Annotated in this window: 22 protein-coding genes and 1 other RNA gene; 5 read left to right on the top strand and 18 right to left on the bottom strand. The window is 61.0% G+C overall.

Annotated elements, in window-relative coordinates; all coding sequences use genetic code 11:
- Positions 1-154 precede the first annotated feature (154 nt).
- The 3 genes from PseAD21_RS16555 (at position 155) to PseAD21_RS16540 (ending at position 3597) form a co-directional block, all read left to right on the top strand.
- Positions 155-376, top strand: a complete 222-nt coding sequence (locus tag PseAD21_RS16555) for a hypothetical protein (protein WP_102356601.1) — start codon at positions 155-157, stop codon at positions 374-376.
- Between the two features lie 197 nt (positions 377-573).
- Positions 574-1890, top strand: a complete 1317-nt coding sequence (locus PseAD21_RS16550) for an OprD family porin (protein WP_102356600.1) — start codon at positions 574-576, stop codon at positions 1888-1890.
- 198 nt (positions 1891-2088) lie between these two features.
- The gene (locus PseAD21_RS16540; protein WP_102356598.1) at positions 2089-3597 is read left to right on the top strand and encodes a sensor domain-containing diguanylate cyclase; all 1509 of its coding nucleotides are present in this window, start codon (positions 2089-2091) and stop codon (positions 3595-3597) included.
- A 179-nt stretch (positions 3598-3776) separates the two neighbouring features.
- Here PseAD21_RS16540 and lpxC read toward each other — a convergent pair whose 3' ends face one another.
- The 18 genes from lpxC to rsmI all read right to left on the bottom strand — a co-directional run bounded on the left by lpxC (position 3777) and on the right by rsmI (position 23296).
- Positions 3777-4688, bottom strand: a complete 912-nt coding sequence (lpxC, locus tag PseAD21_RS16535) for a UDP-3-O-acyl-N-acetylglucosamine deacetylase (protein WP_007961638.1) — start codon at positions 4686-4688, stop codon at positions 3777-3779.
- A gap of 112 nt (positions 4689-4800) precedes the next feature.
- Positions 4801-5997, bottom strand: coding sequence for a cell division protein FtsZ (ftsZ, locus tag PseAD21_RS16530; RefSeq protein WP_102356597.1), 1197 nt, complete (start codon positions 5995-5997; stop codon positions 4801-4803).
- 68 nt (positions 5998-6065) lie between these two features.
- Positions 6066-7325, bottom strand: coding sequence for a cell division protein FtsA (gene ftsA, locus PseAD21_RS16525; RefSeq protein ID WP_003228014.1), 1260 nt, complete (start codon positions 7323-7325; stop codon positions 6066-6068).
- A gap of 15 nt (positions 7326-7340) precedes the next feature.
- Positions 7341-8207: a cell division protein FtsQ/DivIB gene (locus PseAD21_RS16520; RefSeq protein WP_025109283.1), complete on the bottom strand. Its 867-nt coding sequence runs from the start codon at positions 8205-8207 to the stop codon at positions 7341-7343.
- 4 nt (positions 8208-8211) lie between these two features.
- Complete coding sequence (locus PseAD21_RS16515; protein WP_102356596.1) at positions 8212-9186, bottom strand: D-alanine--D-alanine ligase; 975 nt, start codon at positions 9184-9186, stop codon at positions 8212-8214.
- On the bottom strand, positions 9183-10643 hold the full coding sequence (gene murC / locus PseAD21_RS16510; protein ID WP_102356595.1) for a UDP-N-acetylmuramate--L-alanine ligase: 1461 nt from the start codon (positions 10641-10643) through the stop codon (positions 9183-9185). The genes PseAD21_RS16515 and murC overlap by 4 nt, the downstream gene beginning before the upstream one ends.
- Positions 10636-11706 (bottom strand): undecaprenyldiphospho-muramoylpentapeptide beta-N-acetylglucosaminyltransferase, encoded by a 1071-nt coding sequence (gene murG / locus PseAD21_RS16505; RefSeq protein ID WP_102356594.1) that lies wholly within the window; start codon positions 11704-11706, stop codon positions 10636-10638. Before murG ends, murC begins: the two co-directional genes overlap by 8 nt.
- On the bottom strand, positions 11696-12913 hold the full coding sequence (gene ftsW, locus PseAD21_RS16500) for a putative lipid II flippase FtsW (protein ID WP_102356593.1): 1218 nt from the start codon (positions 12911-12913) through the stop codon (positions 11696-11698). The genes murG and ftsW overlap by 11 nt, the downstream gene beginning before the upstream one ends.
- The gene (murD, locus tag PseAD21_RS16495; protein ID WP_102356592.1) at positions 12910-14256 is read right to left on the bottom strand and encodes a UDP-N-acetylmuramoyl-L-alanine--D-glutamate ligase; all 1347 of its coding nucleotides are present in this window, start codon (positions 14254-14256) and stop codon (positions 12910-12912) included. The genes ftsW and murD overlap by 4 nt, the downstream gene beginning before the upstream one ends.
- Positions 14257-14261: 5 nt before the next feature.
- Positions 14262-15344, bottom strand: a complete 1083-nt coding sequence (gene mraY / locus PseAD21_RS16490) for a phospho-N-acetylmuramoyl-pentapeptide-transferase (RefSeq protein WP_025109289.1) — start codon at positions 15342-15344, stop codon at positions 14262-14264.
- Positions 15344-16711: a UDP-N-acetylmuramoyl-tripeptide--D-alanyl-D-alanine ligase gene (murF, locus tag PseAD21_RS16485; RefSeq protein ID WP_102356591.1), complete on the bottom strand. Its 1368-nt coding sequence runs from the start codon at positions 16709-16711 to the stop codon at positions 15344-15346. The genes mraY and murF overlap by 1 nt, the downstream gene beginning before the upstream one ends.
- Positions 16704-18167, bottom strand: coding sequence for a UDP-N-acetylmuramoyl-L-alanyl-D-glutamate--2,6-diaminopimelate ligase (locus tag PseAD21_RS16480; protein ID WP_102356590.1), 1464 nt, complete (start codon positions 18165-18167; stop codon positions 16704-16706). Before PseAD21_RS16480 ends, murF begins: the two co-directional genes overlap by 8 nt.
- Positions 18167-19906 carry a penicillin-binding protein 2 gene (locus PseAD21_RS16475; RefSeq protein WP_178082136.1) on the bottom strand — a complete coding sequence of 580 codons (1740 nt, stop codon included), beginning with the start codon at positions 19904-19906 and terminating at the stop codon, positions 18167-18169. Before PseAD21_RS16475 ends, PseAD21_RS16480 begins: the two co-directional genes overlap by 1 nt.
- Positions 19906-20199 carry a cell division protein FtsL gene (gene ftsL / locus PseAD21_RS16470; RefSeq protein ID WP_007956777.1) on the bottom strand — a complete coding sequence of 98 codons (294 nt, stop codon included), beginning with the start codon at positions 20197-20199 and terminating at the stop codon, positions 19906-19908. Before ftsL ends, PseAD21_RS16475 begins: the two co-directional genes overlap by 1 nt.
- Entirely contained in the window at positions 20196-21143 is a 948-nt protein-coding gene (rsmH, locus tag PseAD21_RS16465; RefSeq protein ID WP_371859065.1) for a 16S rRNA (cytosine(1402)-N(4))-methyltransferase RsmH, read from the bottom strand. The genes ftsL and rsmH overlap by 4 nt, the downstream gene beginning before the upstream one ends.
- A complete protein-coding gene (mraZ, locus tag PseAD21_RS16460; protein WP_003205355.1) occupies positions 21140-21595 on the bottom strand; it encodes a division/cell wall cluster transcriptional repressor MraZ in 456 nt (151 codons plus the stop codon). Before mraZ ends, rsmH begins: the two co-directional genes overlap by 4 nt.
- Positions 21596-21996: 401 nt before the next feature.
- An RNA gene (rnpB, locus tag PseAD21_RS16455) (RNase P RNA component class A) lies at positions 21997-22350 on the bottom strand.
- Between the two features lie 73 nt (positions 22351-22423).
- Entirely contained in the window at positions 22424-23296 is an 873-nt protein-coding gene (gene rsmI, locus PseAD21_RS16450; RefSeq protein WP_102356588.1) for a 16S rRNA (cytidine(1402)-2'-O)-methyltransferase, read from the bottom strand.
- 209 nt (positions 23297-23505) lie between these two features.
- On the opposite strand from rsmI, the gene PseAD21_RS16445 reads away from it, so the two are divergent.
- Positions 23506-25317 (top strand): penicillin-binding protein activator, encoded by a 1812-nt coding sequence (locus PseAD21_RS16445; protein WP_102356587.1) that lies wholly within the window; start codon positions 23506-23508, stop codon positions 25315-25317.
- Complete coding sequence (locus PseAD21_RS16440) at positions 25317-25679, top strand: YraN family protein (protein ID WP_102356586.1); 363 nt, start codon at positions 25317-25319, stop codon at positions 25677-25679. Before PseAD21_RS16445 ends, PseAD21_RS16440 begins: the two co-directional genes overlap by 1 nt.
- Positions 25680-25755 lie beyond the last annotated feature (76 nt).

The following is a 25755-nucleotide window of genomic DNA, read 5'->3' as shown; positions in this document are numbered from 1 at the left end:
CCCCTCGCCCCCCTGGGGGAGAGGGCTGGGGTGAGGGGGTGACTTTTGCTTCTGCTGTAACAGTCATTTATGAAAATCACGCTGTTTCCCAACGCCCGGCAACCTTATCTTTGCCCGCACCAAACAGCACTCGCCAAGCGAGAAGGTTTTCAAGATGTCCAACAGTATGGGTATTGCCAGCGCGTTCGTTTTGTCCTCATTGATCCTGTCGCCGATGGCGATGGCTGAAGAATCGCAGTCGTTCGTAGCGCAGAATGCCGCTCGCGCTCACGCCTTCGAACAGTCTCAGGCAGAAGTGCTGGTCAAGTCGCAAGACGCCTCGCAAGCCCCTCAGGCCGCCACTTCACAGGCTCAAGCGGCCGAGAAAGACAGCTGAGTCGCGTACCGCGAAAAATTTTCCCTCGACGCGGTTGTTTGGCTCTTCCCGTTCAACCGTCGTCATTCCAGGCCGCTGCCTTTCAGCGGCCTTTTTTCGTTGTGGTCTGAAAGCCGTTTGGTTCGTCTGTAACAACAAGAAACTTCCCGCACCTCAAGACATTGAAGTGTCAGTTGACCCAAGGAGCTCCATCGCAAGTGCGTTACCCAGTCAGCTTCACCCCGCTGTTCATTGCAATTGCCGCAACGATTGCGCCCGCCGCCCATGCCGACGAAGCCGCCAGGGAAGGCTTCGTCGAAGGTTCGAGCCTCAACCTCAACGCTCGCAACTACTACATGAATCGCAACCGTCTGCAGCAGACGGACGACAACATCGAGTGGGGCCAGGGTTTTCTCGGGATCTTCCAGTCGGGTTACACCGAAGGCACGGTCGGTTTCGGCATTGATGCCCACGCCATGCTCGGGCTGAAGCTCGACGGCGGTGGCGGTACCGATGGCTCGAGCATCCTGCCGATCAGCGATGGCAACGGCAAAGCGCCGGGCTCGTTCTCGACTGCGGGCGGCACCCTGAAAATGCGTGCGTTCGACACCGAGCTGAAGGCCGGTGACCTGTTCCTCACCAACCCGGTGATTGCCGGTGGTGAAAGCCGCATGCTGCCGCAGACCTTTCGTGGCGTCAGCCTGACTAACCACAGTTTGGACGGCTGGATGTTCGAAGGTGGCCAGGCCAGTTTCACCAAGCCTTATAACCAGAGCGGTCGCCAGCGCATCGGCACTTCCTACGGCAAGCTGGCCGATGGCGACGAAAGCCGTCACTTGAACTGGACCGGGGTTTCTTGGAGCGGCGTCGAAGGCCTGACCAGCAACCTGTATGCCGCCGAGCTCAAGGACATCTGGAACCAGTACTACTACGACCTCGACTACACCTGGTCGCTGAACGATCTGGTCAGCCTCAACCCGGGCCTGCACTTCTATCACACGCAAGACACCGGCGACGCGCTGCTGGGCAACATCGACAACAACACCTACAGCCTGCATTTCACCGTCGGCATCGGCAGCCACAGCGTCACTGCCGCATACCAGCGCGTGAATGGCAACACTCCATTCGACTACATCAGCCAGGGTGACAGCGTTTACCTCGATAACTCCCAGCAGTACTCGGACTTCAACGGCCCGAACGAGCGCTCCTGGAAGCTCAAGTACGCCTATGACTTCGCCGGTCTCGGCATGCCGGGCCTGACCTCGGCGGTGTCGTACTCGCGCGGCACCGTGGACCTGACCAAGGTTGATCCGCACAGCAAAGGCTATGCTTCGTGGTACAGCGCTGACGGTCGTAACGCCAAACACTGGGAGCGCGACATCGACTTGAAATACGTAGTCCAGAGCGGCCAGGCGAAAGATCTCGCGGTACGTCTGCAGTGGGCGACCAACCGTGGTGGCAACGGTTACGGCGCGATCGATACTGACACAGATGAATACCGTGTAATTGTCGACTACCCGATCAACGTCTTCTAAGATCGGCGCGACAACACCCGTCTCAAAGTTTTTGATCTACCCTGTGGGAGCGGGCTTGCTCGCGAAAGCGCTGTATCAGTCGACATCCATGTTGAATGACACAGCGCTTTCGCGAGCAAGCCCGCTCCCACAATTGAATACCGTCACTGACTTCACGCAACTACGCTATTAAGATTCCCCCAACCGACAGCCCCCATCATGATCGCGAGCCGTACCCCACCTGTGGCGGGCAAGACCGGACGTCCCGAATTGCTGCTGATCTGCGGCAGTTCGCTGACCGTGATCGCGATTCTGTGCATCGTCACGTTTCTGCTGATCCGCGAGCACGCCAACGCTCAGGAATCGGCCACCCGCAGCGCCACCACCATCGCGCAACTGATCGACGCTGACGTCCTGCGCACCGTCGAGTTGTACGACCTGACCCTGCAAGGCCTGATCGCCGCCTCGCAGCGCGATGACTTGCGCGACGTCACTCCGCAGATCCGCCACCTGGCGCTGTTCGACCGTTCGACCACCGCGCGCTTCAAGGGCGACATCCTGCTGCTCGACAAGCATGGCGATGTGATCGCCGACTCATCGCGGGTCGAGCCCAAACCGGGCAACTTCGCCGACCGCGATTACTTCCTCGCCCACGCGTTCAACCGCGACACCGGCATGTTCATCAGCCGCCCGTTCAAGACCCGTTGCGACTGCGACGAAGCCAACCAGTGGCGCATCAGCTTCAGCCGGCGAATCTCCTCGGACACCGGCGAATTCGCCGGCGTGGCCGTGGCCTCGATGAAGCTCGACTACTTCGATCAGCTGTTCAACAGCCTCGACATCGGCAAAGACAGTACGCTGAACATCATCAACAGCGACGGCATCCTGCTGGCGCAGAAGCCGTACCTGCAAAGCGACTCCATCGGCAAGAGCTTCGGCAACCGGCCCAACGTGGTGCGGATCCTGGCGGACAAGGATGGCAATGGCAGTTTCACCAGCACCTCGAGCATGGATCAGCAGCAGCGTCTCTACACCTATTCGCGGGTCGGTAACTTGCCGCTGACGGTGATGGTCGCGCTGTCCAGCGATGAAGTGTTCGGCACCTGGCGGCGCACCGCGTTGTTGATCAGCGGTGCCACCGGCGTGCTCTGTGCCGGCCTGCTGTGGCTGACCTGGCTGCTCGCCCGTGAACTGCGTTTACGGCAACGCGCCGAACGCGAACTGGCGCAACTGGCCGCCACCGATGCGCTGACCGGGGTGGCCAACCGGCGAATGCTCGATCTGTCGCTGCGCCACGAATGGTTCCGCGCCCAGCGCTCGGGCCAGCCGCTATCAGTCATGATGATCGACGCCGACCACTTCAAGGCCTTCAACGACCGCCATGGGCATCAGGCCGGCGATCAGGCACTGCGCGAGCTGGCCAAGGTGATCAGCGCGAACGTACGGCGTCCGGCGGACTTGGTCGCCCGTTATGGTGGCGAAGAGTTTTCGGTGATCCTCGCCGAAACCGACAGCACCGGCGCACGTCAGATTGCCGAACATATCCGCCAGGCAGTCGAGCAGATGCCGAGAGTCGAGGGCGCGGATGTGGCGATGACCGTCAGTATCGGCATCAGCACCTGGACGGCGGCGGTCGAGATGTCGCTGGAGCAACTGTTGTTTGCGGCGGACAAGGCTCTGTATCAGGCCAAGGAAGGTGGGCGCAATCGGGTGGTGGTGGCTGGCTGAAGTATTGCGGTGGTTGCAATGGCCTCTTCGCGAGCAAGCCCGCTCCCACATTTTTGGAATGCGTTCTCCCTGTGGGAGCGGGCTTGCTCGCGAAGACGCCAGAACAGACAACATCAAATTCAGGGCATAAAAAAAGGCCATCCGAGGATGGCCTTCAAAAAACTAGAGAGGTTTTTTACTTACACTGCCGCAACCGGGCGCATGTAAGAGATCGGTGCAGTGCTGGCGTCTTCGAACGTCACGACTTCCCACGCATCTGTCTGCTCAATCAACTTGCGCAGCAGCTGGTTGTTCAGTGCATGACCGGACTTGAAGCCTTTGAACTCACCAATAAGGCTGTTGCCCAGCAGGTACAGGTCGCCAATCGCATCAAGGATCTTGTGCTTCACGAATTCGTCTTCGTAGCGAAGGCCGTCTTCGTTCAGTACACCATCGGAATCCACCACGATCGCGTTTTCAACGCTGCCGCCGAGTGCGAGGTTGTGCTTGCGCAGGTACTCGATGTCACTCATGAAACCGAAAGTACGGGCGCGGCTGACTTCTTTTACGAACGAAGTGCTGGAAAAATCCACGCTTGCACTTTGGGTGCGGTCCCGGAAAACCGGGTGATCGAAGTCGATCTCGAAGCTCACCTTGAACCCTTCGAAAGGGACGAAAGTGGCGCGTTTGTCGCCGTCTTCCACTGTCACTTCACGCAGGATGCGGATGAATTTCTTGGCGGCGTCCTGCTCTTCCAGGCCTGCCGATTGAATCAGGAATACGAACGGTCCAGCGCTGCCATCCATGATCGGGACTTCGGACGCGGAGAGCTCGACGTAGGCGTTATCGATGCCCAGGCCAGCCATGGCCGAGAGCAAGTGCTCTACCGTGTCCACTTTGACGTCGCCGTTGATCAGCGTCGTCGACATAGTGGTTTCACCGACGTTTTCCGCGCGGGCAGGAATCTGCACCACAGGGTCGAGGTCAGCGCGACAAAACACAATGCCAGTGTCGACAGGCGCAGGCTTGAGGGTCAGGTAGACCTTCTCCCCGGAATGCAGGCCTACACCTGTGGCACGGATAATATTTTTCAGTGTGCGTTGTTTAATCATGGCTTGGGCCGCTTCAGCGCAAATTGCGAACTGGTATCAACAAAGGCTGGCGATAATAGCAGACCGAGCCTTTGCTGAACACCAATCACCGTCATAGCCCTGATACATTCCATCAATCGGCCTGACGACGCAGGAATGCCGGGATGTCCAGGTAGTCCAGATCGTCCTGCGGATTCATCTTCGCGGCAGTCGCAGCACCGGCCTGAGCCTGGTTGCGCATGACGGTCGGACGGTCCAGGTCACGGTAGTTCACCGCCGGTGCATCCTGACGAGCAGGGGCCGGTTGTTGAACCTGAGCAGACGCCATGGAGGTGTGAACGGTGTTGTCGATGACCTTCACAGGCTTCTCGATTTTCGCGCCCAGACCAGTGGCAACCACAGTCACGTGCAGCTCGTCGCGCATGTCCGGATCGATAACGGTACCGACCTTGACCATCGCGTGCTCGGAAGCGAAGGCTTCGATGATGCTACCCACGTCGGAGTACTCACCCAGGGACAGGTCAGGACCAGCAGTGATATTCACCAGGATGCCGCGGGCACCTTGCAGGTTCACGTCTTCCAGCAACGGGTTGCGGATGGCCGCTTCAGTGGCTTCACGTGCACGGTTCGGACCGCTGGCGCAGCCAGTGCCCATCATCGCCATGCCCATTTCGCTCATCACGGTACGCACGTCGGCGAAGTCGACGTTGATCATGCCCGGACGCTTGATGATGTCGGAGATACCGCGAACGGCACCGGCCAGTACATCGTCTGCCTTGGCGAAAGCCGACAGCAGGCTGGCGTCTTTACCGAGGATGGTCAGCAGCTTCTCGTTGGGAATGGTGATCAGCGAGTCGACGCTTTCGGACAGCATGCGGATGCCTTCGTCGGCGATCTGCATACGCTTGCGACCTTCGAACGGGAACGGACGGGTCACGACCGCTACGGTCAGAATGCCCATTTCCTTGGCCACTTCGGCGATGATCGGTGCAGCACCGGTACCGGTACCACCGCCCATGCCAGTGGTAATGAACACCATGTTGGTGCCCTGCAGGACTTCGGCAATGCGCTCACGGTCTTCGAGAGCGGCCTGACGACCTACTTCAGGGTTGGCGCCAGCGCCGAGACCTTTGGTCACGCCGGTGCCCAGTTGCAGGATGGTGCGCGCGCCGATGTTTTTCAGCGCTTGAGCATCAGTGTTGGCGCAGATGAATTCAACGCCTTCGATGTTGCTCTTGACCATGTGGTTGACAGCGTTGCCGCCGCCACCGCCAACACCGATAACTTTGATTACCGGGCTTGCGGGGATGTTGTCTACGAGTTCGAACATTTTCCCTCTCCTTACATTCTCTAGTTTTTTCGCCTACTGCATTTTTGTAGCGGTGTTGCGGTAAAGCTTTAGAAGTTGCCTTGAACCCACTTCTTCAATCGGTCCAGCAACGGCGCCTGTGGCTCATCGTTGCTGTAGCTGTCGCGGCTGCCGATGCCCGAGAACGAGATCCCGTCGGACTGCTTCTGCAGGCCGTACATCAACAAGCCAACGCCAGTGGAATAAATCGGGTTGCGAACCACGTCATCCAGGCCCTTCACGCCATGCGGCACGCCCAGGCGAACCGGCATGTGGAAGATTTCTTCGGCCAGTTCAGTAGCGCCTTCCATCTTCGACGTACCGCCGGTCAGGACGATGCCTGCCGGGATCAGGTCTTCGTAGCCGCTGCGACGCAGCTCCGCCTGGATCAGGGTGAACAGTTCGTCGTAACGCGGCTCGACCACTTCGGCCAGGGCCTGACGCGACAGCTCGCGTGGTGGACGGTCGCCAACGCTTGGCACCTTGATGGTTTCGCCGGCACCGGCCAGTTTGGCCAGGGCGCAGGCGTAACGGATCTTGATTTCTTCGGCGTACTGGGTCGGGGTGCGCAACGCCATGGCGATGTCGTTGGTCACCTGATCACCGGCAATCGGGATCACCGCGGTGTGGCGGATCGCGCCTTCGGTGAAGATCGCGATGTCGGTGGTGCCGCCGCCGATGTCGACCAGGCACACGCCCAGCTCTTTTTCGTCGTCGGTCAGCACCGAGTAGGCCGAGGCCAGTTGCTCGAGAATGATGTCGTCGATTTCCAGACCGCAGCGGCGCACGCATTTTTCAATGTTCTGTGCGGCGTTGACGGCGCAGGTGACCACGTGAACCTTGGCTTCCAGACGTACGCCGGACATGCCCAGTGGCTCGCGCACGCCTTCCTGGTTATCGATCACGTAGTCCTGCGGCAGGGTGTGCAGCACGCGCTGGTCAGCCGGGATCGCCACGGCCTGGGCGGCGTCGAGTACACGCTCAAGGTCAGCCGAGCTGACTTCGCGATCACGAATCGCGACGATGCCGTGGGAGTTCAGGCTGCGGATGTGATTGCCGGCCACGCCGACGAACGCCGAGTGAATGCGGCAGCCCGCCATCAGTTGGGCTTCTTCGATCGCGCGCTGGATCGACTGCACGGTGGACTCGATGTTCACCACCACGCCCTTCTTCAGACCGCGGGACGGATGAGTACCGATACCGACGATTTCCAGCGTGCCGTCGTCCGCGACCTCGCCTACCAGCGCCACCACTTTGGAGGTGCCGATATCCAGACCGACGATCATTTTGCCGCTTTGCACGTTTGCCATGGGTCCTGCCTCTTCTTAATTCTTTGCGACAGCGGGTTTGTCTGTCGTCGGCGCTACAGGTTCCCGCCAGCCAACGGCGAGGCCGTTGGCGTAGCGCAGATCGATGCGCGCAATGTTCGTAATCTGGTCTTTAAGCGTTTTGTCATAGATGGCGATGAAGCGGCGCATCTTTTCCACCAGGTTGCCGCGTCCCAGCAGCAACTCGATGCCGGGACCGGAACTGCCGGCACCGGTGGTCAGGAACCAGCTGCCGCGTTCACGCAATTCCAGGCGTGCAATCGAGAAGCCCAGCGGCCTTAGCATCTGGCTCAGCACCTGATATTGCTGCATCACTTGCTGCTGGGCCCGTTGTGGGCCGAACAACTGTGGCAGGTGTTCGTAGTTCGCCAGCTCCTTTGGCGTGAACGCCTGGCCCTGGTTGTTCAGTAGCGACTCGTCGCCCCAACGGGCCACGGGCAGTTGCTCTTCGAGGCGGATCACCACCTGGTCCGGCCACACCCGACGTACTTCGGCGTGGGCGATCCAGGGCATCTGCTCAAGCTCGGTGCGCATGCCGGCCAGGTCGATGGTGAAGAAGCTCGACGCCACGTACGGGGCAATCCGCTGCTGCACCGCTTGCTGGCTGATGTAGCTCAGGTCACCCTGCACGGCGATCTTGGTGATCGGCCGGTCGGCGTACGGCAACAAACGCTGCGCGCCTTCGTAGGTTCCAAAACCCAGCACCACCAGCAGCACCGGCCAGAACAGGCTTTTCAGAAAGCCGAAATTGGCTTTCGGCAGGCGCACGGACATCGGCTCTTTGGCCACCATTCGGCTGGCACCCCGCGGCACCGGCTTGCGGCCGGGTGCGGGTGGCTGATGTCTGAGCTGAGCGCCTTGCATGGTCTTAACCTCGCGCCTCTTTATTACCGGAGCCTTCAACACTGGCGGCCAGAATGGCCAGGACCAGTTGCTGGAAATCCAGACCAGCCGCTTTCGCCGCCATCGGTACCAGGCTGTGATCGGTCATGCCCGGTGCGGTGTTCACTTCCAGGAACCAGAACTGCCCGTCGGCGTCCTGCATCACGTCCGCCCTGCCCCAACCGGCAATACCCAGCGCCTCACAGGCCTTGGCCGTGAGATCCATGAGTTCCTGTTCCTTGGCGGCATCCAGCCCGCACGGAATCCGATACTGGGTATCGTTGGCGATGTACTTGGCGTCGTAGTCGTAGAACGTGTGCGGTGTACCCAGGGCGATAGGAGGCAACACCTGGTCACGCAGGGTGGCGATGGTGAACTCCGGACCTTGAATCCATTGCTCGACCAAGACTTGCGAATCGTAGGTACTGGCCGCTTTCCATGCGTCGATCAACTCGGACGCAGAACTCACTTTGGCCATCCCGATACTTGAACCTTCATGCGCCGGTTTGACGATCAAAGGGAAGCCCAGTTCCGTCGCCGCCGAAATACAATCGGCTTCGCTGCACAGCACGGCGTGACGCGGCGTCGGAATCCCGAGGCTGTGCCAGACCTGCTTGGTACGCAGTTTGTCCATCGCCAGTGCCGAAGCCAGAATGCCGCTGCCGGTGTACGGAATACCCGCCACTTCGAGCAGGCCCTGCATGGAGCCGTCTTCACCGCCACGGCCGTGAAGAATGATGAAGGCGCGGTCGATCTTTTCGCTGAGCAGACGTTGCAGAATGTCGTCGCCAACGTCGATGCCGAACGCGTCCACGCCAGCGCTCTGCAGCGCGTCGAGCACGGCGTTACCGGATTTCAGCGAAACCTCACGCTCGGCACTCAGGCCGCCAAAGAGCACGGCGACACGGCCGAAGTCTTTCGGCGCGATCGTGGAGAACAGGTTGGCGTAGGCAGCAGTCATTTCAACTTCCCCTCGACCGACGCCGCCACGGCGCCAGCGAACAATTCACTTTTCAACAGCTTCGGCGCGAGACCGCCGATATCACCGGCGCCCTGGCACAGCAGGATGTCGCCGGCACGCAGCAGCGGCTTGACCAGTGGCGCCAGATCGACGCCACGTTCGATGTAGATCGGGTCGAGCTGACCACGCTGGCGGATGCTGTTGCATAGCTTGCGGCTGTCGGCGCCGGGGATCGGCTCTTCGCCGGCCGGATAGACTTCCATCAGCAGCAACACGTTGGCATCGGCCAGTACATTGACGAAGTCGTCGTACAGATCGCGGGTGCGGCTGTAACGGTGCGGCTGGTAAACCATCACCAGACGGCGCTCCGGCCAGCCACCGCGTACGGCTTTGATCACCGCCGCGACTTCGGTCGGGTGGTGACCGTAGTCATCGACCAGCATCACGTTGCCGCCGTCCACCGGCAGTTCGCCGTAGACCTGGAAGCGCCGACCAACACCCTGGAAGCCCGACAGCCCTTGGACGATGGCTTCATCACTGACGCCTTCGTCGGTGGCGATGCAAATGGTTGCCAGCGAATTGAGCACGTTGTGGTTGCCCGGCATGTTCACGGAAACATCCAGCGGCTCGCGGTCAGGACGCAGCACGGTGAAGAAGGTCTGCATGCCTTGCTGGCGCACATTGATCGCGCGCACGTCAGCGTCTTCGCTGAAGCCGTAGGTCACGGTCGGACGTTTCACCAGCGGGAGGATTTCGCGCACCACCGGATCGTCCAGGCACATCACCGCCAAACCGTAGAACGGCAGGTTGTGCAGGAACTCGACGAAGGTTTTCTTCAGTTTGTTGAAGTCGCCGTCGTAGGTCGCCATGTGGTCGGCGTCGATGTTGGTGACCACGGCCACCAGCGGTTGCAGATGCAGGAAGCTCGCATCGCTTTCATCGGCTTCGGCGATCAGGTAACGGCTGGTGCCGAGCTGGGCATTGGTGCCCGCAGCATTCAGACGGCCACCGATAACGAAGGTCGGGTCCAGACCACCGGCAGCGAACACCGAAGCGATCAGGCTGGTGGTGGTGGTTTTGCCGTGGGTACCGGCGACGGCGATGCCGTGGCGATAGCGCATCAGCTCGGCGAGCATTTCGGCACGCGGCACTACCGGAATACGACGCTCAAGAGCAGTCGCGACTTCCGGGTTGGAAGTGTTCACGGCGCTCGACACCACCAGCACATCGGCGGTCGCAGCGTTCTCGGCACGGTGGCCGATGAAAATATGCGCGCCGAACGATTCCAGACGCTCGGTCACAGGCGAAGCTTTCAAGTCGGAACCGGAGACTTCATAGCCCAGGTTCAACAACACTTCAGCAATCCCGCACATGCCCACGCCGCCGATGCCGACGAAGTGGATGCGACGGATGCGGCGCATTTCCGGTTGTGGCATGGCTTTCTGATTCTCAACCATGGGCCACCTCCAGACAGGTATCGACCACGCTACGGGTGGCATCGGGTTTCGCCAGACGGCGGGCCGCTTGGGCCATATCTTCGAGTCGTTGCGGTTGCATCAAGACCTCTGTCAGGCGCGCGGCAAGGTCCGCGGCACCAGTCGTTCTTTGCGGCATCAGGAAGGCAGCGCCTTCACGGGCCAAATAATCGGCGTTGCGGGTCTGGTGATCGTCGATCGCGTGGGGCAAAGGCACCAGCATCGAGGGCAGACCGGCGGCAGCCAGCTCACTGATGGTCAACGCGCCTGCGCGGCACACCACCAGGTCAGCCCAGCCATAGGCCTGGGCCATGTCTTTGATGAACGGCTGCACCTGCGCATCGACGCCGGCGGCGCGGTAGCGCTCTGCAGTCACTTCATCGTGGTTTTTGCCAGCCTGATGAAACACTTCCGGGCGCAAATCGACAGGGACTTGGGCCAGGGCTTCAGGCAGCAACTTGTTCAACGGTTCTGCGCCCAGGCTTCCGCCAAGGATCAGCAAACGCGCTTTGCGACCCGCCAGGGCAGGTCGCGATGTTTCGAGGAACAGCTCGCTGCGCACCGGGTTTCCGGTGGTACGGCGGGTGTCCGACAGAGTAAAGGTGTCGGGGAACGCTTCACACACCCGGGCGGCGAACGGCACCAGCAACCGATTGGCGGTGCCGGCCACGGCGTTCTGCTCGTGAACGATCACCGGCACACCGGCCAGTTTGGCAGCGATCCCGCCGGGGCCGGTCACATAACCACCGAAGCCGACCACACAGACTGGCTTCAAGCGACGAATGACCGCCCGCGCCTGCCAGACCGACTTCAGCAACATGAACGGCGCCTTGAGCAGCGACAGCTTGCCCTTGCCACGCAACCCCGTGGCATTGATGCGATGCAATTCAAGACCTGCGGCCGGTACCAGATCGTTTTCGATCCCGCGTGGCGTGCCGAGCCAGTGCACGGTGTAGCCGCGCGCCTGGAATTCGCGGGCACAGGACAGCGCCGGGAACACGTGGCCGCCGGTTCCGCCGGCCATGATCAATACGTTAGCGCCCATGGTTCGGCTCCTCGGCGAAGTCGCTCTCATGGAACTCCATCTCTTCACTGCCCAGGTGGGTTCGACTCTCCCACTCGATCCTCAATAACAAGCCGAGGCAGGCACAGCAGATCACCAGGGAACTGCCGCCGTAACTGAGGAACGGCAAGGTCAGACCCTTGGTTGGCAGCAGGCCGACGTTCACCCCGATGTTGATCAGGAACTGGCCAATCCACAGGAACGACAGACCGTAAGCCACGTAGGCGGCGAAGAACTGCTTGGCCTTTTCGGCCCACAGCCCGATGTACATGCCACGAATACACACGAAGACGAATAGCGCGACGGTGCACAGCGAACCGACGGCGCCCAGCTCTTCGGCCAGTACCGAGAACACGAAGTCGGTGTGCGCTTCCGGCAGGTAGAACTGCTTCTGCACGCTGTTGCCCAGGCCAACGCCCAGCCATTCACCGCGACCGAAGGCGATCAACGCCTGCGACAACTGATAACCGGCGCCGAACTGGTCGGCCCATGGGTCTGCGAAGTTGGTCAGACGCGCCATTCGATAAGGCTGCATCTGAATCAGCAAGACCACGGCCCCGACCGCCAACACCACCATCAGCGAGAAGCGGAACAACCCGACCCCGCCAAGGAACAGCATCGCTGCCGCAGCGCCCATCATCACGACGGTGGCGCCGAAGTCCGGCTCCATCAGCAACAGGCCTGCCATCGGCAGCAGTACGATGAACGGCTTGAAGAAGCCCATCCAGCTCTCGCGCACTTCTTTCTGGCGACGCACCAGGTAACCGGCGAGGTAGATCACCACGAATACCTTGGCGATCTCGGATGGCTGCACGTTGAAGAAGCTGAAACCGATCCAGCGCATCGAACCGTTCACTTCACGGCCGATGCCCGGGATGATCACCATCACCAGCAAGCCAAAGGCACCGATCAGCATCAGCCAGCCAAGGCGTTGCCAGGTGGCGATCGGAATCATCATGGTGACGATGCACGCGCCCAGACCCAGCACGACATAAATAAGGTGGCGAATCATGTAGTAAAGCGCGCTGCCCGATTGCGCCGCCGCCACTTCGGTGGACGCCGAGGCAATCATGATCAGGCCCAGGCCCAGCAGCGCCAGGCAGCCGGCGAGCATCGGGAAGTCGAGGTCGATGCCACGGCCGGTGATGATCGGCGACGGGTACGGCTTGATGATATTGCGCAGGCTCATGCCAGATCCTCCACGGCGCGGACGAACTGGTGACCACGGTCTTCGTAATTCTTGAACATGTCGAAACTGGCGCAGGCCGGCGACAGCAGCACCACGTCGCCCGGCTGGGCGGCTGCGCGGCATTGTGCGACGGCGTCGACCAGCGAGGTCGCACGAATCAGCGGCACGGCGTCACCGATGGCCGCACCGATCTTGTCGGAGTCGCGGCCCATCAGGATCACCGCACGGCAGTTGGTTGCCACTGGTGCGCGCAAGTCGTTGAACTCGGCGCCCTTGCCGTCGCCACCGGCGATCAGCACGACCTTGCCGTCGATGTCCGCCCCCAGACCTTCGATGGCGGCCAGAGCGGCGCCAACATTGGTGGCCTTGGAATCGTTGTAGTAGCCGACGCCATCCAGATCGCGCAGCCACTGGCAGCGGTGTTCGAGACCGGTGAAGTTGCGCAGGGCCGCAAGCATTGCATCGAACGGCAGGCCGACCGCATGACCGAGCGCCAGTGCCGCCAGGGCATTGGACTGGTTATGCGCGCCACGAACCTTCAGTTCGCGCACCGGCATCAGGTTCTGGAATTCGAAGGCCAGGTATTTCTCGCCGTTCTCTTCACGCAGACCGAACGCCTTGAAATCAGGTTTGTTCAGGCCGAAGGTCCAGCATGGCTGACCTTCACCGATCAACGGACGGCTGAGGGCGTCCTGACGATTGACCACGAACTGCTTCGCCCCACGGAAGATCCGGTGCTTGGCCAGGTGGTACGCCGGCAGGCCGCTGTAGCGGTCCATGTGGTCTTCGCTGATGTTCAGCACGGTGGCCACTTCAGCGTTGAGCTGGTCGGTGGTTTCCAGCTGGAAGCTCGACAGCTCCATCACGTACAGCTCGACGTCGTCGCCGAGCAAGTCCAGCGCCGGCGTACCGAGGTTGCCGCCCACCGCGACGCGTTTGCCGGCCGCTGCTGCCATCTCGCCGACCAGGGTGGTGACGGTGCTTTTCGCGTTGGAACCGGTGATAGCCACGATCGGCGCCTGCGCGTTACGCGCGAACAGCTCGATATCGCCGGACATTTTCACGCCACGGGCTGCAGCGGCTTGCAGGGCCGGGGTCGCCAGCGCCAGACCGGGGCTCACGTAGAGCTCGTCGGCACGGCACAGGAATTCGACGTCCAGCTCGCCACAACGCACTTCCACGTGCGGATAGTCACGCTTGAGCGTGGCCAGTTCCGGTGGATTGTCCCGCGTATCGGCGACGGCAAACGACACGCCCCGGTTCGCCAGGAAGCGAACCAGGGACATGCCGCTCTTGCCGAGGCCGACAACGATGCGGAAGTGGTCAGAAGCGATCAGAGACACTCGTTCTACCTCAGCTTCAGGGTGGCAAGGCCGATCAGCACGAGAATCACGGTGATGATCCAGAAACGGACGATCACGCGTGGCTCGGGCCAGCCCTTGAGTTCAAAGTGGTGGTGAATCGGTGCCATGCGGAACACACGGCGACCGGTCAACTTGAAGGAAGCAACCTGGATAACCACGGAGAGGGTTTCCATCACGAACACACCGCCCATGATGAACAGCACGATTTCCTGACGCACGATCACTGCAATGGTGCCCAGTGCCGCGCCCAGCGCGAGTGCGCCGACGTCGCCCATGAACACTTGCGCCGGATAGGTGTTGAACCAGAGGAATCCGAGGCCGGCACCGATCAGCGCACCGCAGAACACGATCAGCTCGCCCGCGCCCGGCACGTAAGGGATCAGCAGGTATTCAGCGAATTTCACGTTACCCGACAGGTAGCAGAAGATGCCCAGACCGCCGCCGACCATTACCGTCGGCATGATCGCCAGGCCGTCGAGGCCGTCAGTCAGGTTGACCGCGTTGCTCGAGCCGACGATCACAAAGTAGGTCAGCACGATGAAGCCGGCGCCCAGCGGAATGCTGTAGTCCTTGAGCATCGGCAGGATCAGCGTGGTTTCCACCGGTGTGGTCGCGGTCATATAAAGAAAGATCGCCGCGCCCAGGCCGAACACCGATTGCCAGAAATACTTCCAGCGGCTTGGCAAGCCACGGGAGTTCTTCTCGATGACCTTGCGGTAATCGTCGACCCAGCCGATAGCGCCGAACAGCAGGGTCACCAACAGCACCACCCACACGTAGCGGTTGCTCAGGTCAGCCCACAACAGGGTGCTGACACCGATGGAGGACAGAATCAGTGCGCCGCCCATGGTCGGTGTGCCCGACTTGGACAGGTGCGATTGCGGGCCGTCATTGCGAACGGACTGGCCGATCTGACGGTTCTGCAGAGTGCGGATCATCCACGGGCCATAGCACAGCGACAAAACCAGCGCGGTCAGCACACCGAGGATCCCGCGCAGGGTCAGGTACTGGAAGACCGCGAAGCCTTTGTAGAACTGTTGCAGATACTCCGCTAGCAGCAGCAGCATTAATGTTTCTCCAGACTGGACCCGCACAGAGCCGCAACGATGTTTTCCATCGCTGCACTGCGCGAACCCTTGATCAAAATGGTGGTGTTTGTGTCCTGCTCGGCATCGAGGGCCTGGATCAGTTCGGCTTGCGTACCGAAGTGATGCGCCTCTTTACCGAATGCGTTTACGGCGTGAACCATGTTCGGTCCGACCGCGTAAAGCGCGGAAACCTTGCCCCGGGCGTACTCGCCCACGTCGCGGTGCCCCTGCTCCGCCCAGTCGCCCAACTCGCCGATATCTCCGAGCACCAGGACGGTGCGGCCGGAAAAGCCGGCGAGTATATCAACGGCAGCGCACATGGAGGTGGGGTTTGCGTTGTAAGTGTCATCGATCACGCGCATGCCGTTCTGCGCCAGTTGCGCGACGGTACGCCCCTTGACCGGTTGCACGGCGCCAAGCCCGGTGGCAATGCCGAACAGCGACACGCCCAGGGCGTGAGCGGCAGCGGCGGCGGCCATGGCATTGGCGACGTTGTGTGTGCCGAGCAGGTTCAACTGAACATGCTCGACACCTTCAGGTGTATGCAGGTTGAAGGCCGGGCAACCACGGGCATCGGAGCTAAGGTCGCTGGCGTAGAAGTCTGCCTGAGGGTTGCTCAGAGAGAAGGTCAGCACCTTGCGTGCACCGGCGCGAGCCTTCCAGATACCGAAGGCCTTGTCGTCGAGGTTGAGCACGGCAACGCCATCCGCCGCCAGACCGTCGATGATCTCGCCTTTGGCTTCGACGATTTTTTCCGGACCGCCGAATTCACCGACGTGCGCGGTGCCGGCATTGTTCAGAATCGCCACGTGCGGTTTGGTCAGCCCTACGGTGTAGGCGATTTCACCCAGGCGCGAGGCGCCCAGTTCGATCACGGCCGCCGTATGTTCCGGGGCCAGTTCGAGCAGGGTCAGCGGTGCGCCCAGATCGTTGTTCAGGTTGCCGCGCGTGGCGAGCACGGCACCGCGGGTGCGCAGGATGCTCGCGAGCATCTCCTTGACCGTGGTCTTGCCGCTGGAACCGGTGATGGCAGCGACCGGCCGACTGAACGCGGCACGGTTCAACGCACCCAACTGGCCAAGGGCCTGACGGGTGTCCTTGACCAGCAGTTGCGGCAAGGTGCTGTCGGGCACTTCGCGCTCGACCAGCGCCGCGACGGCGCCTTTGCCGGCAACGTCGTTCAGGTAATCATGACCGTCAAAACGCGGACCGGTCAGGGCAATAAACAGCTGACCTGGCTTGATCGCACGGCTGTCGATGCTGACGCCGTCGAAACTTGCATCGCTGCTGATCAGACGCGCGTCGAGCACGTTGATCAGTTCGCTCAATGTCAGGGCCTTAAGCATGGGCCACCTCCCATGCAGTGAGAGCATGATCGGCTTCGACCAGATCGGAGAACGCGTGGCGCTCACCGTTGATTTCCTGATAGTCCTCGTGACCTTTACCGGCCAGGACAATCACGTCATCCGCCGAGGCGCCAGCAATCAGCTGGGCAATGGCCTGACCACGGCCGGCAACAAAGGTGACTTTATCCACAGCGGTGAAGCCTGCGCGGATGTCATCAAAAATCACCGCAGGGTCTTCGGTGCGTGGGTTGTCATCGGTGACCAGCACGCGGTCAGCCAGACGCTCGACCACTTCGGCCATCAGCGGACGCTTGCCGCGATCGCGATCACCACCGCAACCGAACAGGCACAGCAACTGGCCTTTGACGTGAGGACGCAGCGCGCTCAGGACTTTTTCCAGCGCGTCCGGGGTGTGGGCGTAATCGACCACCACCAATGGCTGAGTACCGCCGCCCAGACGCTGCATGCGCCCGGCCGGGCCTTCGAGTTTCGGCAGCACCTTGAGAATTTCGTCGAGGGCATAGTCCAGACCGAGCAAGGCACCAACTGCCGCCAGCACGTTGCTCAGATTGAAGCGGCCGAGCAGTGTGCTGCGCAAATGGTGCTCGCCCTGCGGCGTCACCAGCGTAGCGCGCACGCCGTGATCATCGAACTGCGCTTCGCGGACATACAGATAGGCGCTGCTGTCGAGCAGGCTGTAGCTGATCAAACGCGACTCACGTTTTTCGGCGGCCAGTTGCCGACCGAAATCGTCGTCGAGATTGACCACGCGGCACTTCAAGTCACTCCAGGCGAACAGCTTGGCCTTGGCCTCGGCGTACGCCTCCATGGTGCCGTGATAATCCAGGTGATCGCGGGACAGGTTGGTCATCACCGCCACGTCGAACGCCAACGCGGTGACCCGGCCCTGATCCAGACCGTGGGAAGAAACTTCCATGGCCACTGCTTTGGCCCCGGCCTTTTTCAGGTCGGCCAGGGTCGCTTGCACGGCAATCGGGTTCGGGGTGGTGTGCAGGCCGCTTTCCAGCGCGCCGTAGAAGCCGGAACCCAAGGTACCGACGATGCCGCAATGCTGACCGAGCAGATCCAGCGCCTGCGCAACCAATTGGGTCACGCTGGTTTTACCGTTGGTGCCAGTGACGCCGATCAGGTTCAGGTGACGGCTTGGCTCGCCATAAAAACGCCCGGCAATGTCGGACAACTGCGCAGCCAGGCCCTTGACCGGAATCAACGGCACTTCAGTGATCGGCAGCACGGTGGCGCCTTCCACTTCATAGGCAACCGCCGCCGCGCCGCGCTGCAAGGCATCGGCGATGTGCGCACGGCCATCGAACTTGCCGCCAGGCACGGCGAGGAACAAATCACCCGCGCGTACGTTACGGCTGTCCAGCGCCAATTCACGGATCAACAGATCGTGGCCGGCGTGGGGGAATATCTTGTTCAGACTTAATGACATCAGCCGCGCCCTCCATTGGCTTTCAGCGGAACGGCCGGCGTAGCGTTGGCCTGTTGGGTGGTCGGCAGGTTGTCCGGCGTCACGTTCATCAGACGCAGGGTGCCGGACATCACACGGCTGAACACCGGCGCCGAAACCAGACCACCGAAGTAACCGGCCTTGGACGGTTCATCGATCACCACCACGATGGCGTAACGCGGATCGCTCATCGGGCCGAAACCGGCGAACAGCGAGCGGTAGGAGTTTTCGGCGTAGCCCTTGGTGCCCACCGAGGTTTTACGTGCAGTACCGGACTTGCCGGCCACGTGATACGCCGGCACCTGCGCACGGAACACGCCGCGCGGTGCTTCGATCACTTGGGTGAGCATGCCCTGCATGGTTTTCGCCACGGCTTCCGGCAAGACCTGAGTGGTCTGCGGCGGCTTGTCGGTTTTGATCAGGGTCAGCGGTGCGAGACGACCGTTGTTGGCCAACGCCGAGAATGCATGCACCAGCTGGATCGCGGTCACGGAAATACCGTAACCGTACGACAGTGTCGCGGTTTCAGCCTTGCGCCAGTCGCGGTAGTTCGGCAGGTTGCCGACACGCTCGCCCGGGAAGCCGAGGCCGGTGTCCTGGCCCAGACCGACTTTCTGCGCGAGACGGTAAATGGTTTCACCGCCGATATCGAACGCGACCTTACTCATGCCGACGTTACTGGAATTGATCAGAATACCGGTCATGTCCAGCACCGGACCTTCGCTCTTGGAAACGTCCTTGATCGTGTATTTACCGATCTGCAGCGTGCCCGGATACACCTCGACGGTGTCGGTCGGTTTCCAGCGCCCGGACTCGATGGCCGCGCTCATCGAGATCGCTTTCATGGTCGAACCCGGTTCGAACACGTCGATCATCGCGCGGTTACGCATCATCGCCGGTTGCAGGTTGCGACGGTTGTTCGGGTTGTAGGTCGGCTGGTTGACCATGGCGAGAATCTCGCCGGTCTTCACGTCCATGATCACCAGGCTGCCGGCCTTGGCGCCGTTCTCGATGATCGCGTTGCGCAGCTCGCGGTTGGCCAGGTATTGCAGACGCAGGTCAATCGACAACGCCAAGGGCTTGCCGGCCTTGGCGTTCTTGGTGACCTGGACATCCTTGATCAGCCGACCGCGCCGATCCTTGATGACCTGCCGTTTGCCCGGCACCCCGGCCAGCCATTCGTCGTAGGCCAGCTCGACACCTTCGCGTCCGTGATCGTCGATGTCGGTAAAGCCGACCATGTGCGCGGTGACTTCACCGGCCGGATAGAAGCGGCGGAACTCTTCGATGCCGTAGACGCCCGGCACTTTCAGGTCGAGCACGGTCTGGCCTTGCTCGGGGGTCAACCCGCGCACCAGATAAATGAATTCCTTGTTGGCCTGGGCCTCAAGGCGTTCGGCCAAGGCTTTCGGATCCTGCCCCAGCGCTGCCGCCAATGCCGGCCACTTCTCTTTGGCGGTCTGCATTTCCTTGGCGTTGGCCCACAGGGTGGTCACCGGGGTACTCACGGCCAAAGGCTCGCCGTTACGGTCAGTGATCAGACCACGGTGAGCCGGAATCGGAATGTGACGGAGACTGCGGGCGTCGCCCTGCCCCTTGAGGAAGTCCCGGTCAACCACTTGCAGGTCGATGATGCGCCAGCAGATCGCCGCGACCATGACACCGAGCAGTGCCACCATCAAACGGAAGCGCCACGGGAAAAGTGCCCCTTCGAGTTTCATCATGGCGCCACCATCTTCACGTCAGCCGCGCCCGGGATGTGCATTTTCAATTGTTCGGTGGCCAGCACTTCGATCCGACTGTGCGCGGTCCAGGTGCTTTGCTCGAGAATCAGGCGCCCCCACTCGGCCTGCGCCTTGTCGCGCACGCTGAGTTCGTTGTAAAGGGTGTTGAGCAACTGCCGGTTCCAGTGCGCGCTGTAAGACACGCCGATGGCCGACACGAGCACGCCGATAAACAGCAGCAGCATGAAAAAGCTGCCGCCCGGCAGAGGCTTGGCGAAAAGCTTGCTCACCGCAACTTCTCCGCGACACGCATGACAGCGCTACGGGAACGTGGGTTGGCTTTGAGTTCGGCGTCGGAGGCCGTCTGCGCTTTGCCATGGACTTTGATTTTCGGTTCGAACGCGACATGGCGAACCGGCAGGTTGCGCGGCAGGTTGTCGGCTTCGCCTTTCACCAGCTTGCGCATGAACAGTTTGACGATGCGGTCTTCCAGCGAGTGGAAGCTGATGACGACCAGGCGGCCGCCCACTTCCAGCGCATCCAGCGCGGCTTCGAGGCCGGTTTCCAGATCGCCCAGTTCGTTGTTGACGTGAATGCGCAAACCCTGGAAAGCACGGGTCGCCGGGTTCTTGCCCTTCTCCCACGCCGGGTTGGCGACTTTCAACACTTCAGCCAGATCGGCGGTGCGCTCGAACGGCTTGATATCGCGACGCTCGGCCACGGCACGGGCCATGCGGCCGGAGAAACGTTCTTCACCGTATTCCTTGAACACCCGGGCGATTTCTTCCACCGGCGCGGTGTTGACGAACTCGGCGGCGCTGATGCCACGGGACGGATCCATGCGCATGTCCAGCGGGCCGTCGTTGAGGAAGCTGAAGCCACGCTCGGCGTCGTCAAGCTGCGGCGAAGACACACCGAGATCCAGCAGGATACCGCTGACCTTGCCGGCCAGACCGCGCTCGGACACTTCCGAACCCAGCTCGGCAAAGCTGCGCTGCACAACGACAAAGCGGCCGTCTTCGGCCGCTAGCGTTTGCCCGGTGGCAATCGCTTGTGGATCTTTGTCGAATCCGATGAGCCGACCGTCCGGCCCGAGCTGGCTGAGGATCAACCGGCTGTGCCCGCCGCGTCCGAACGTACCGTCCAGATAGCAGCCATCAGGACGTACGGCGAGAGCCTCGACGGCTTCGTCAAGCAGTACGGTGATGTGGTTAAAGCCGCTATCAATAGTCACAGGATCAAATCACGCAGTTCGTCAGGCATGGCGCCCGGTTGTTGAATAGCAGCAAGGTCAGCGGCAGATACCGCGTTCCATGCATCCTCGTCCCACAGTTGGAACTTGTTCAGTTGGCCTACCAGCATCGCGCGCTTATCGAGCTTGGCGTATTCGCGCAGACGCGGCGGAACCAGAAAACGACCACTGCCATCGAGTTCGAGATCGACGGCATTACCAATCAATAACCGTTGCAGGCGACGGTTCTCTTCTCGAAGCGAAGGGAGCGCGCGCAACTTGGTTTCAATAATTTCCCACTCGTCGAGCGGGTAAACGCACAAACATGGGTCAACGGCATCAATCGTGACGATTAATTGGCCGGAACTACGCGAAACGAGCTCGTCACGGTACCGGCTCGGCATGGCGAGACGGCCCTTTGCATCGAGACTGATAGCGTTAGCTCCGCGAAACACGTCAGCGTTTCTCCAATTTTTATCGTTTTGAGCTCAAAAAACCCACTTCATGCCACTTTCCGCCACTTGCGCACACTATAGGAATGCGCCCACCACACCGTCAAGGCGCGGATTAAAGGAAAAGCCTTACAGAACGGAGATTTAGGAGCTTAAAAGGAGGGGTAACGACAATTTGGCGGATACTTTTGACCAATAACTTGATGCAGCACGGATAGCTGCGCTCGAAAGTTAAAGTAATTTGTTAAGAGTAAGATTTTTTCGGTATTACAAAAGCGCTTCTGCTGTTGATTGAAGCAAGGTGGGAAATGGCTATTACTGCATTTGCCGCTGCCGGACTTTAGCGCAGGCCTGCCGATAATACACAGCCCTGATGCCTTTGATTCAAGCAGGGAAAGAAAAAGGTGGAGAGTCGATCTGTAAGCCGGGTTCTGTCTTGAACAGTCATTCGTCTACGATGGCCATCACTGGACATCTTTAGCAACCTACCCGGTCCCAGCGCGGGCCACGCCTTGGGACCCTATTTGGTCTTGCTCCAAGTGGGGTTTACCTAGCCACGAACTGTTGCCAGACGTGCGGTGCGCTCTTACCGCACCTTTTCACCCTTACCGGCGCCGAAGCGCTTAGGCGGTTATTTTCTGTGGCACTTTCCGTAGGCTCACGCCTCCCAGGCATTACCTGGCACTTCGCCCTATGGAGCCCGGACTTTCCTCCCCCCCCTAATTTTCATAGAGGGCAGCGACTGTCCGATCGACTCTCCGCCGCGCAGGTTAACGGCAGAGCGCCCGAAGAACAAGCGCTAATAGCCGCGAAACCTGTCTGCGCGACGGGTTACTCGCCCTTCTGCTTGTCCAGCGCAACCTGGTAAAGCACGTTTTTGCGCTCACCGGTGATTTGTGCGGCCAGCGCGGCGGCGCGCTTGAGCGGCATCTCTTCCAGCAGCAAATCGAGGATGCGCATCGCCTCGCTGCTGACCGCATCTTCAGACTCCGGCGCCGACCAGCCAGCCACCAGTACCACGCACTCGCCGCGCTGCTGATTGCTGTCGGACTCGACAAATGCCCGCAGCTCGGCCAGCGGCAAACCTTTAAGCGTTTCGAACGTCTTGGTGATTTCGCGGGCCAGCAAGGCCTGACGCTCGCCACCGAACACCGCTTCCATGTCCTGCAGGCATTCGAGAATGCGGTGCGGGGCCTCATAGAAAATCAGCGTGCGCGGCTCTTCTTTAACCGCTTCCAGTCGCGCCTTGCGCCCCACCGACTTGGCCGGCAGAAACCCTTCAAAAATGAAGCGATCCGATGGCAGTCCCGCCGCTGACAGCGCCGCGATCAACGCGCAGGCACCCGGCACCGGCACCACATTGATCCCCGCCGCCCGTGCCTGACGCACCAGGTGATACCCCGGATCGGAAATCAGCGGCGTACCCGCATCGGAAATCAGCGCAACATTGTCGCCGGCCAGCAGCCGAGTGATAAAGCGGCTACCTTCATCACGCTCGTTGTGTTCATGGCATGCGGCCAACGGCGTGGCAATGCCGAAGTGCTGCATCAACCGCGCCGAGTGGCGCGTGTCCTCAGCGGCAATCAATGCCACCTCGCGAAGGATTTTCAGGGCCCGGGCACTGATGTCGTCCAGGTTGCCGATGGGCGTCGCCACCACATAAAGCGAGCCAGCAGCGGAATTCAGGGAACCTGGAGCAGTCAAAGCGCACACCTCATGATCGGTAAAGCCGGCATTGTAACGCGTCCCGAGGCTTGCGATGCGTTCCGGCCGACGCCGGTTTTGTGCGTCTTTGTGCGATGCCGCAACATTTACTTCAGCTAAATTGACGGTTTCACTCCAGTAACATCGCGCCCCGGCCAGTGCTTGGGTACAATTCCACGCTAATTTGATCGAGTATCAGGAACACTTACATGATCGCTTGCCTGCGGCTGTTCACTGCCCTCTGCCTCGCTGCCTTGCTGGCGGCCTGCGCCAGCTCCCCTTCCTCCAGCCTTGGCGAACTTCCACGGACCCCAGATGCCAGCATCGAGCAACTGCTCGAACAGGCTACCCAGGCCAAGACCCCGGAAAAAGCCGCTCTGTTGCGCCTGAGCGCGGCAGACCTGGCTTACCGCCAGGGCAACGCTGGCCAGTCCGCGCAGATCCTGCAACAAGTGCCAATGGAGCAGTTGAAGCCTGGCCAGCAGATTTTCGCCAACACCCTGTCTGCTGAACTGGCAATGACTCGCAATCAGCCAAAAGCTGCGCTGACCGCTCTGAGCCATCCAAGCCTGCAGCACCTGAGCGAGATGCCGGAAGAGCAGCAGGTGCGCACCGGCACAGTGCACGCCCGCGCACTGGAAGCCGACGGCCAGACCCTGCCTGCCGCACGCGAGCGCATCTTTATCGCGCCAATGCTCAAAGGCGAAGCCGCCAGCAAGAACCACGAAGCGATCTGGACCCTGATCGCCTCGCTGCCGACCGATCAACTGCAACCCAACACCTCCGACGATCTCGGTGGCTGGATGGGACTGGCCCTGGCGGTGAAAACTGCCGGCACCCTGGAACAGCAGCAAGCCGCGATCGATGCCTGGCGTGCGCAGAATCCAAAGCACCCGGCTGCGATCAACCTGCCGCTGCCGCTGACCAAACTCAAGGAGCTGGCCAGCCAGCCCCTGAGCAAGATCGCCCTGCTGCTGCCACAGGACGGCCCGCTGGCCGCCGTTGGCAAAGCCCTGCGTGAAGGCTTCATGGCGGCGCACTACCAGGCCCAACAAGCCGGACAGAAGCCGCCTGCCATCGAGTTCTATGACAGCTCGAAACTGACCTCGATGGACGAGTTCTACCGCAAGGCGCAGGCCGATGGCGTGCAACTGGTGGTTGGTCCACTGGAAAAGCCACTGGTCAAACAACTGAGCACTCGCCCGCAACTGCCGATCACCACCCTCGCACTGAACTACAGCGAAGGCGATCAGGGCCCGGCGCAACTGTTCCAGTTCGGTCTGGCCGCTGAAGACGAAGCCCGCGAAGTCTCGCGCCGTGCCCGTGCTGATGGCCTGCATCGCGCCGCAATCATGGTGCCGAAAGGCGAATGGGGCGACCGCGTGTTGCGCGCATTCAGCCAGGATTGGCAGGCCAACGGCGGCAGCATCGTCGCCACCGAACGCGTTGATCAGCCGGTGCAACTGGCCCAGCAGATCGCCGACATGTTCCAGCTGCGTCAAAGCGAAGCCCGCGCCAAGAGCCTGCAGAACGCCGCCGGCACCAACGTCGCCGCGCAGCCTTCGCGTCGTCAGGACATCGAATTCATCTTCCTGGCCGCCACTCCGCAACAGGCACAGCAGATCAAGCCGACGCTGAACTTCCAGTACGCCGGTGACGTTCCGGTCTACGCCACCTCCCACGTCTACAGCGCCAGCGGCGATGTGAATCAGTACAACGACATGAACGGCATTCGCTTCTGTGAAACACCGTGGCTGCTGGAGACCAGCGATCCGCTGCGCCAACAAGTGGTTGCACAGTGGCCGCAGGCTGCCGGCAGCCTTGGCCGCCTGTACGCGATGGGCGTGGACGCCTATCGCCTGGCTCCGCGCCTGGGCCAACTCAAAGCCCTGCCAGACAGCCGCATCGAAGGTGAATCGGGCAACCTCGGCATGACCCAGACCCAACGCGTCGTGCGTCAGCTGCCTTGGGCACAGTTCGTCAGCGGTCAGGTTCAACGCCTGCCGGACACGCCGCGCTGATGCCCGACAGCTCGCACCTGCAAAGCGGTAAGGATGCCGAGCGCCAGGCGCTCGAGCATCTGCAACACCAGGGTCTGCGCCTGCTGGCGCAGAACTGGTCATGCAAACGCGGCGAGCTTGATCTGGTCATGCTTGATGGCGATACAGTAGTATTCGTTGAAGTCCGCTACAGAAAAAACACTCAATGGGGTGGCGCGCTCGCTAGCATCGATGAGCGCAAACGGCAGAAACTGATTTTCGCCGCGCAGTATTTTCTTCAGCGCGAGTCGCACTGGGCCGATTCCCCTTGCCGCTTCGACGTGGTGGCCATCGACAGGCACCCGAATCAGTTGAACTGGTTGCAGAATGCTTTCGATGGTTGATTCTCCGCACATCACACCGGACACTTTCACCGACAATTTTTGCTCTTTGCTTTGCGGGCTGCACATTCATGTGCCG

This window comes from Pseudomonas sp. AD21, from assembly GCF_002878485.1.
Classification (GTDB): domain Bacteria; phylum Pseudomonadota; class Gammaproteobacteria; order Pseudomonadales; family Pseudomonadaceae; genus Aquipseudomonas.
The sequence above is the reverse complement of the archived record's forward strand: the minus strand, read 5'-3'. Positions and strand labels throughout refer to the sequence as shown.

Bases quoted from the DNA above. Each gene is read 5' to 3' on its own strand.
- PseAD21_RS16555 (WP_102356601.1), top strand. From the start codon at position 155: ATGTCCAACAGTATGGGTATTGCCAGCGCGTTCGTTTTGTCCTCATTG.
- PseAD21_RS16540 (WP_102356598.1), top strand. From the start codon at position 2,089: ATGATCGCGAGCCGTACCCCACCTGTGGCGGGCAAGACCGGACGTCCC.
- lpxC (WP_007961638.1), bottom strand. From the start codon at position 4,688: ATGATTAAACAACGCACACTGAAAAATATTATCCGTGCCACAGGTGTA.
- ftsZ (WP_102356597.1), bottom strand. From the start codon at position 5,997: ATGTTCGAACTCGTAGACAACATCCCCGCAAGCCCGGTAATCAAAGTT.
- ftsA (WP_003228014.1), bottom strand. From the start codon at position 7,325: ATGGCAAACGTGCAAAGCGGCAAAATGATCGTCGGTCTGGATATCGGC.
- PseAD21_RS16520 (WP_025109283.1), bottom strand. From the start codon at position 8,207: ATGCAAGGCGCTCAGCTCAGACATCAGCCACCCGCACCCGGCCGCAAG.
- PseAD21_RS16515 (WP_102356596.1), bottom strand. From the start codon at position 9,186: ATGACTGCTGCCTACGCCAACCTGTTCTCCACGATCGCGCCGAAAGAC.
- murC (WP_102356595.1), bottom strand. From the start codon at position 10,643: ATGGTTGAGAATCAGAAAGCCATGCCACAACCGGAAATGCGCCGCATC.
- murG (WP_102356594.1), bottom strand. From the start codon at position 11,706: ATGGGCGCTAACGTATTGATCATGGCCGGCGGAACCGGCGGCCACGTG.
- ftsW (WP_102356593.1), bottom strand. From the start codon at position 12,913: ATGAGCCTGCGCAATATCATCAAGCCGTACCCGTCGCCGATCATCACC.
- mraY (WP_025109289.1), bottom strand. From the start codon at position 15,344: ATGCTGCTGCTGCTAGCGGAGTATCTGCAACAGTTCTACAAAGGCTTC.
- murF (WP_102356591.1), bottom strand. From the start codon at position 16,711: ATGCTTAAGGCCCTGACATTGAGCGAACTGATCAACGTGCTCGACGCG.
- PseAD21_RS16480 (WP_102356590.1), bottom strand. From the start codon at position 18,167: ATGTCATTAAGTCTGAACAAGATATTCCCCCACGCCGGCCACGATCTG.
- PseAD21_RS16475 (WP_178082136.1), bottom strand. From the start codon at position 19,906: ATGAAACTCGAAGGGGCACTTTTCCCGTGGCGCTTCCGTTTGATGGTG.
- PseAD21_RS16445 (WP_102356587.1), top strand. From the start codon at position 23,506: ATGATCGCTTGCCTGCGGCTGTTCACTGCCCTCTGCCTCGCTGCCTTG.
- PseAD21_RS16440 (WP_102356586.1), top strand. From the start codon at position 25,317: ATGCCCGACAGCTCGCACCTGCAAAGCGGTAAGGATGCCGAGCGCCAG.